Origin of the sequence: Enterobacter cloacae complex sp. ECC445 (assembly GCF_021892025.1) — a bacterium.
Lineage (GTDB): Bacteria > Pseudomonadota > Gammaproteobacteria > Enterobacterales > Enterobacteriaceae > Enterobacter > Enterobacter chengduensis.
In genome coordinates this window covers 40,816-47,687 of record NZ_JAKLRZ010000012.1, presented here as the reverse complement: position 1 = coordinate 47,687, position 6,872 = coordinate 40,816, and the positions used below count along the sequence as shown (strand labels likewise).

Here is a 6,872-nt window from a genome sequence, read left to right as displayed (position 1 = left end):
GCGCTTACCCGGCCTACAAAAGTGAGCGGTTCGTAGGCCCGGTAAGCGCAGCGCCACCGGGCATGAACGTGGCAGCGGATTACCCGATCTGCCCATTCCCCAGATGCTTCACGCGGCGCTTCACCTCTTCCTGCTTGCCGGCGTTAAACGGACGCGCGTCCGGGCTGCCGAGATAGCCGCACACGCGGCGGGTCACGGAAACGCGGGCCGCGTCGTGGTTGCCGCATTTCGGGCAGGTAAAGCCTTTGCTGGTACACTCGAACTCGCCGGTGAAGCCGCACTCGTAGCACTCGTCGATAGGCGTGTTGGTCCCGTAATACGGCACGTGCTGGTAGCTGTAATCCCACACGTCTTCCAGCGCCTTCAGGTTGTGCTGAATGTTCGGATACTCGCCGTAGCAGATGAAGCCGCCGCTGGCGATCGGCGGATAGGCCGCTTCAAAGTCGATCTTGTCGTACGGGTTCACCTTTTTCTCTACGTCCAGGTGGAAGCTGTTGGTGTAATACCCTTTGTCGGTCACGCCTTCCACAATCCCGAACTCGGCGGTGTCCAGACGGCAGAAGCGGTCGCACAGGTTTTCGCTCGGGGTACTGTACAGGCTAAACCCGTAGCCGGTCTCTTCTTTCCACTGGTCAACGGCGTCGCGCAGGCGCTGCACGATGGCGATGCCTTTCTCACGCAGCATTTCACTGTCGTACATGTGCTGGTCGCCAAACAGCGCGTTGATGGTTTCGTGGATGCCGATATAGCCCAGCGAAATGGACGCGCGGCCGTTTTTGAATATCTCGGACACGTCATCGTCGGCTTTCAGACGCACGCCGCAGGCCCCTTCCATATAGAGGATTGGCGCCACGCGGGCTTTCACCCCTTCAAGCCGGGCGATACGGGTCATCAGCGCCTTACGCGCCAGCTGCAGGCGTTCGTCCAGCAGTGTCCAGAATTCAGCTTCATTACCTTTGGCCTCCAGCGCGATGCGCGGCAGGTTAAGGCTGATCACGCCCAGGTTGTTGCGCCCGTCGTGGATCTGCTCGCCGTTTTCATCCTCGTACACGCCAAGGAAGCTGCGGCAGCCCATCGGCGTTTTAAACGAGCCGGTGACTTTCACCACCTGGTCGTAGTTCAGGATGTCCGGATACATGCGCTTGCTCGCGCACTCCAGCGCCAGCTGCTTGATATCGTAGTTCGGATCGCCAAACTTGTGGTTCAGCCCGTCGCGGATGGCGAACACCAGTTTCGGGAACACCGCCGTTTTGCGGTTTTTGCCGAGGCCGGAAATGCGGTTGCGCAGGATAGACTGCTGGATCAGGCGCGATTCCCAGCTGGTGCCCAGGCCAAACCCGAAGGTGACAAACGGCGTCTGGCCGTTGGCGGTGTGTAGCGTGTTCACCTCATATTCCAGCGACTGGAAGGCGTCGTAGCACTCTTTCTCGGTACGGGAATGGGCGTAGCCGTCCGCGTCCGGGATCTGCCACTCTTCGGCCGTTTTACGGTGCTTGTTAAAGCTTGCCGTCACGAACGGGGCCAGCACTTCGTCAATGCGGTTAATGGTGGTGCCGCCGTATATGTGGCTGGCGACCTGGGCGATAATCTGCGCGGTGACGGCGGTGGCCGTGGAGATGGATTTTGGCGGTTCAATCTCGGCGTTACCCATTTTAAAGCCGTGGGTCAGCATGCCTTTCAGGTCGATCAGCATGCAGTTGAACATCGGGAAGAACGGTGAGTAGTCGAGATCGTGGTAGTGGATCTCACCGCGCTCGTGCGCCGAGACCACGTCGCGCGGCAGCAGGTGCTGGCGGGCGTAGTGTTTGGCGACGATACCGGCCAGCAGGTCGCGCTGGGTCGGGATCACCTTACTGTCTTTGTTGGCGTTTTCATTGAGCAGGGCAGAGTTGGTCTGCTCGACCAGGCCACGGATCTCCTGGTTCAGACGACCGCGTTTCTCGCGCTGCACGTCACGGTCGTGACGGTACTCAATGTAGGCGCGCGCCAGCTGCTTGTAGGGCCCCGCCATCAGCTGGTTTTCAACCGCGGTCTGGATCTCATTGATATCGACCTGGCTGCGTTCGTTCATCTGGCTGCTAACGACGTCTGCGACGGTGGCGCAGTAATCTGCGTCATCGACTCCCGCTGCTTTAGCTGCACGCAGAATGGCTTCCTGGATGCGCTCTGATTTAAACGGCACTTTACAGCCATCACGTTTCATCACATGCGGTGTCATGATCACTCCATTTTTTGAAAACAGGTTATCCACAGAGGTGGAGAAGTATTCACCGGGCGTATTCCCCGCCGGGCCAAAGACTTCCCGCGTTCCCAGCGCGTGTTATCCACAATTCCGGCCAGCGTAAGCGCCGTCTTGTTGTTGGAATAGTAGACGATAAATACAATATGTTGGGTCGGCGTGCATTTTAAGTGCTACATATAGTGATTTGCATCAAACATGTTTGCGATTTATTTGATGCAGGACAAAGTAAAAAGGCGAGAGTACAAACGGCGGGCGCTACAGCGATTGTAAAGGAGGACGAGAAAAATCTGATTAATTATTCAACAAAAACAGTAAAATAAGCCGGGTGCTGGGCTGCACCCGGCGGGACGGTTACTGCTGCAACCACCAGACGGCTTCAAACGGACGGAGCGACGTCGTTTGCGGTGCCGGGTAGTTACTCATCAGCACTTGGGGCTTATCGCTGAGAGCGTCTGTCCGCCATTCCTGAATCGTATTACTGAGGTTCGCCGCAACGATCAGCGTCTGCCCCTGCCACTGACGGCGATAGCACCACAGGGAAGAATGTTCCGGCAGGAGATCCTCATAATCCCCCCACGTCAGCACCGGCAGCGTTTTGCGCAGGCCAATCAGCGACCGGTAGGTGTAAAACACCGAATCCGGATCGTCCAGCGCGGCACGGGCGTTCACCGTCTCGTAGTTGTCGCAGACCCCAATCCACGGTTCGCCCCCGGTAAAGCCCGCGTTGTGCGACGCGTCCCACTGCATTGGCGTGCGGCCATTATCGCGGGATTTGCTCGCCAGAATCGCCAGCAGCTCCTCCGGATCGCGACCGTCTGCCCGCAGTTCGGCGAACATGTTCAGGCTTTCCACGTCGCGGTAATCGGTAATCCGGCTGAAGTGCGGGTTGGTCATCCCCAGCTCTTCACCCTGATAGATATACGGCGTGCCCTGCATCCCGTGCAGCACCATGCCGAGCATTTTTGCAGCGTGAACGCGGTGTTCACCTTCGTCGCCAAAGCGGGACACGATGCGCGGCTGATCGTGGTTACACCAGAACAGCGCGTTCCAGGCTTTGTTGTGCATCCCCTGCTGCCAGTGGCGGAAGAGGGTTTTCAGCGCGATAAAGTCCGGCTTCGCCTTCGTCCACTTCTCGCCGCCGGGATAGTCCACCTTCAGGTGGTGGAAGTTAAAGGTCATCGACAGCTCGCTGCCGTCGAGCGACGCGTACTGCTGGCAGTTTTCCAGCGAAGTCGAGGACATCTCGCCCACCGTCATCAGATTACGCGGGGTAAAGACGTCGCGGCTCATCTCCTGCAGATATTCGTGGACGCGCGGCCCGTCGGTATAGAAGCGGCGACCGTCGCCCGTCTCGTCGTTCGGGAAATCCTGATCTTTAGAAATCAGGTTAATTACGTCGAGACGCAAGCCGTCCACGCCGCGATCGGCCCAGAACTCGCACACCTTTTTCAGCTCGGCGCGCACCGCCGGGTTTTCCCAGTTGAGATCCGCCTGCTCCGGCGCGAAGAGGTGCAGGTAATACTGCTCGCTCTCGGCGTGCCAGCGCCAGGCATTGCCGCCAAACTTGGATCGCCAGTTGTTAGGCAGCTGCTCCGGCGTGCCGTCGCGCCAGATGTAGAACTGGCGGTACGGGCTCTCTTTTTTCAGCGACTCGCGGAACCAGGCGTGCTGCGTGGAGGTGTGGTTGAACACCATGTCCAGCACGATGCGGATGCCGCGCGCGTGGGCTTCGGCAACCAGCTCGTCAAAGTCATCCAGCGTGCCGTACGCCGGGTCGATGGCGGTGTAATTCGCCACGTCATAGCCGTTATCCACCTGCGGGGAGATATAAAACGGCGTCAGCCAGATGGCGTCAATGCCGAGGGTTTTCAGGTAGTCCAGACGCTGCGTCACGCCGCGCAGATCGCCGGTGCCGCTGCCGGTGGTGTCCTGAAAACTCTTTGGGTAAATCTGATAGATGACGCCGTTTTGCCACCAGTGAGGAAGGGTATTCATAATGCGTTCCTGCAAATGCGAAGGGGCGCAACTGCGCCCCGAAAGAGAAGAATTAAACAATCTGCAGCGAGCCCTGACGGAACTTGCGCTGGTAAACCACGGTAGTCAACGCCATTGGGACGATAATCGCGATGGCCATTGCCAGGGCGAACACCTGCCAGTAAGCGGGCTGGATGGAGAGGATGCCCGGCAGGCCGCCGACGCCAATCCCGTTTGCCATTACGCCGTTCAGTCCGCACACCAGGCCCGCCAGACCGGAACCGATCATCGCGCAGAGCATCGGGAAGCGGTATTTCAGGTTGATACCGTACATCGCCGGTTCGGTGACGCCGAGGTAGGCGGAGATAGCCGCCGGAACGGAGATCTCGCGCTCGTTGTGCTTGCGGCTGACGATGATGATGCCGGTCACCGCGGACGCCTGAGCAATGTTAGACAGGGCGATAATCGGCCAGACCGGCGTGCCGCCGAGGCTCTGGATCATCTGCATATCAATGGCCAGCGTGGTCTGATGCACGCCGGTGATCACCAGCGGGGCGTAAAGGAAGCCAAATAGCGCGGCACCAATCGGCGCGAAGCTGCCGGTCATCAGGTGACGCACCGCGAAGGCCACGCCGTCGCCGATCATGCGGCCAAACGGACCGATAAAGGCGTGCGCCAGGAACACTGCCAGAATCAGCGAGCAGACCGGCACCACCACCAGGTAGAGGTAATCCGGCACGATGCGCTTCAGGCGCGTTTCGATAAAGCCCAGCGTCAGCCCCGCCAGCAGGGCCGGGATAACCTGCGCCTGATAGCCCACTTTGGCGATGGTAAACAGGCCGAAGTTCCACACATCAGGCACCTGCTGACCAAGTAAATAAGCGTTCATTAACTGCGGAGAGACCAGCGTAACGCCCAGCACGATACCGAGGATCGGCGTACCGCCCATTTTGCGCACCGCGGACCAGCAGATCCCGACCGGCAGATAGAAGAAGATCGCCTCGCCAATCAGCCACAGGAAGTCATACACGGTTTTCAGCGCCGGATACATCTGCGCCAGGGTTTTGCCGTCGCTCATCGGCACGTCGCCGATGACGTTACGGAAGCCTAAAATTAAGCCCCCGCTGATCAGCGCGGGCAGGAGCGGGAAGAAAATTTCCGCGAAGTGGGAGATCAGCTGCTCGTGCCACTTCATATTCTGGCGCGCGGCCTTCTTGGCCTGCTCTTTATCGGCGGAGGAGTGCCCGGTTGTCGCCAGCAGAGCCTGATAGTAATCGCCCACTTCGGTACCAATGACCACCTGGAACTGCCCGGCGTTGGTGAAGCAGCCTTTTACCATGGAAAGTTCTTCAATGGCCTTCGGGTCCGCTTTGGCCGGATCGTTCAGCACGAAGCGCAGGCGGGTAATGCAATGGCTGACGGTGGCGATGTTTTCGCGGCCGCCGACCAGGACGATCAGCCGATCGATATCTGCTTGTTTGACTTTACTCATCATGAAACCTCATGACAGATGGTGAGAGGGTGTAATGACCTGAGCGCAAGCCTACTCCTTCAGCGTGACGGCGAAAATGGGAACGTTCCCGAAATCGGGCGAAGATCACAATAATCCGTTGAGCGGGGATTAAGAAAGGTGGGCAGGAATGACGATTCGGCGCGGTTCGCTCCGCCCGTTGATCTGCTCGATCAGCTGCGCGGCGGCCTGCCTGCCGGACTCGGCGTAGCCGGGATCGACGGTAATAATTTCCGGGTGCAAAAACTTCATCAGCGGCGTGCTGCCGACGCTCGCCACCTGCAGGCCGTCGATGCGCTGCTCCTGCAGATATTTACTCGCCCCCAGCGCCAGGGTGTCCGTGGCGCACACCAGCGCGGTGGTCTGCGGGGTCAGGACGCTGGCGACCTGCTCGTACCCCTGCTTCATGCCCAGCCCCGGCAGGGAGGCGACGGCGGAGAGATGGTGCTTTTTGCAAAAGGCCAGATAGGCCTCATGGCGACGCTTGCCGGTGGTGACGTCCGCGTGCGGCACCCCGAGGAAGCTGATGTGGCGATGGCCTTCGTCAAACAGGCGCTGCATCAGGGTGATAATCGCCCCCTCGTCGTCGTAGCAGACGGAGGCAAAGCCCTGGGCGTCGCGCGCCATCATCACCAGCGAAGGCTGCCAGGGTTTCAGCATCTCGTCCTTAATGCCGGTAAACCCGAACAGCACCACGCCGTCAATGTTGCGCCGCTGGAGCATGCCCAGATGCTCTTCCACCAGCTGCGGCGAGAACTGGCTCTCCATCATGATCGGGTCATAGCCCTGCTCATAGAAGGCGGGCAGCATGGTCTGCACGGCGAGGTTTTCGGACAGAGAATCCAGACGCGAGACAATAATGGCGACGACTTTGTCACTCTGCCCGCGCATGGCGCGCGCGGAGCGGGAAGGGGAAAAGCCGTGCTGATTCATCACCGCCTCAACGCGCTCGCGGGTGCGTTCGCTGACGCCGCTTTCGTTGTTCAGCACGCGTGAGACGGTCGATTTCCCCACGCCGCTTAAACGCGCGATGTCTTTAATCGTAAGGCGGTTCTGCATGCTGTATTCCCTGTAACAACGACAAAGTGGTCAATTGAGCCTAATGCTATAGCGCGATTTCGCTATGGGCAAAGTCTGGTTTACGTT

Annotated in this window: 4 protein-coding genes; all 4 read right to left on the bottom strand. The window is 59.2% G+C overall.

The genetic code is table 11. The features are described 5' to 3' along the window. Positions 1-79: 79 nt before the first annotated feature. A complete protein-coding gene (gene nrdD / locus L6R44_RS12435; RefSeq protein WP_032643862.1) occupies positions 80-2,218 on the bottom strand; it encodes an anaerobic ribonucleoside-triphosphate reductase in 2,139 nt (712 codons plus the stop codon). 375 nt (positions 2,219-2,593) lie between these two features. Continuing rightward, entirely contained in the window at positions 2,594-4,237 is a 1,644-nt protein-coding gene (treC, locus tag L6R44_RS12430) for an alpha,alpha-phosphotrehalase (RefSeq protein ID WP_237424405.1), read from the bottom strand. 52 nt (positions 4,238-4,289) lie between these two features. Beyond that, positions 4,290-5,708 carry a PTS trehalose transporter subunit IIBC gene (gene treB, locus L6R44_RS12425; RefSeq protein WP_237424406.1) on the bottom strand — a complete coding sequence of 473 codons (1,419 nt, stop codon included), beginning with the start codon at positions 5,706-5,708 and terminating at the stop codon, positions 4,290-4,292. A 129-nt stretch (positions 5,709-5,837) separates the two neighbouring features. Beyond that, positions 5,838-6,785, bottom strand: a complete 948-nt coding sequence (treR, locus tag L6R44_RS12420) for a trehalose operon repressor TreR (protein WP_237424404.1) — start codon at positions 6,783-6,785, stop codon at positions 5,838-5,840. Between the last annotated feature and the right edge of the window lie 87 nt (positions 6,786-6,872).

What these genes read in the sequence shown, in the direction of transcription:
- treR (WP_237424404.1), bottom strand. Translation starts at nt 6,785, where the DNA reads ATGCAGAACCGCCTTACGATTAAAGACATCGCGCGTTTAAGCGGCGTG.
- treB (WP_237424406.1), bottom strand. Translation starts at nt 5,708, where the DNA reads ATGAGTAAAGTCAAACAAGCAGATATCGATCGGCTGATCGTCCTGGTC.
- treC (WP_237424405.1), bottom strand. Translation starts at nt 4,237, where the DNA reads ATGAATACCCTTCCTCACTGGTGGCAAAACGGCGTCATCTATCAGATT.
- nrdD (WP_032643862.1), bottom strand. Translation starts at nt 2,218, where the DNA reads ATGACACCGCATGTGATGAAACGTGATGGCTGTAAAGTGCCGTTTAAA.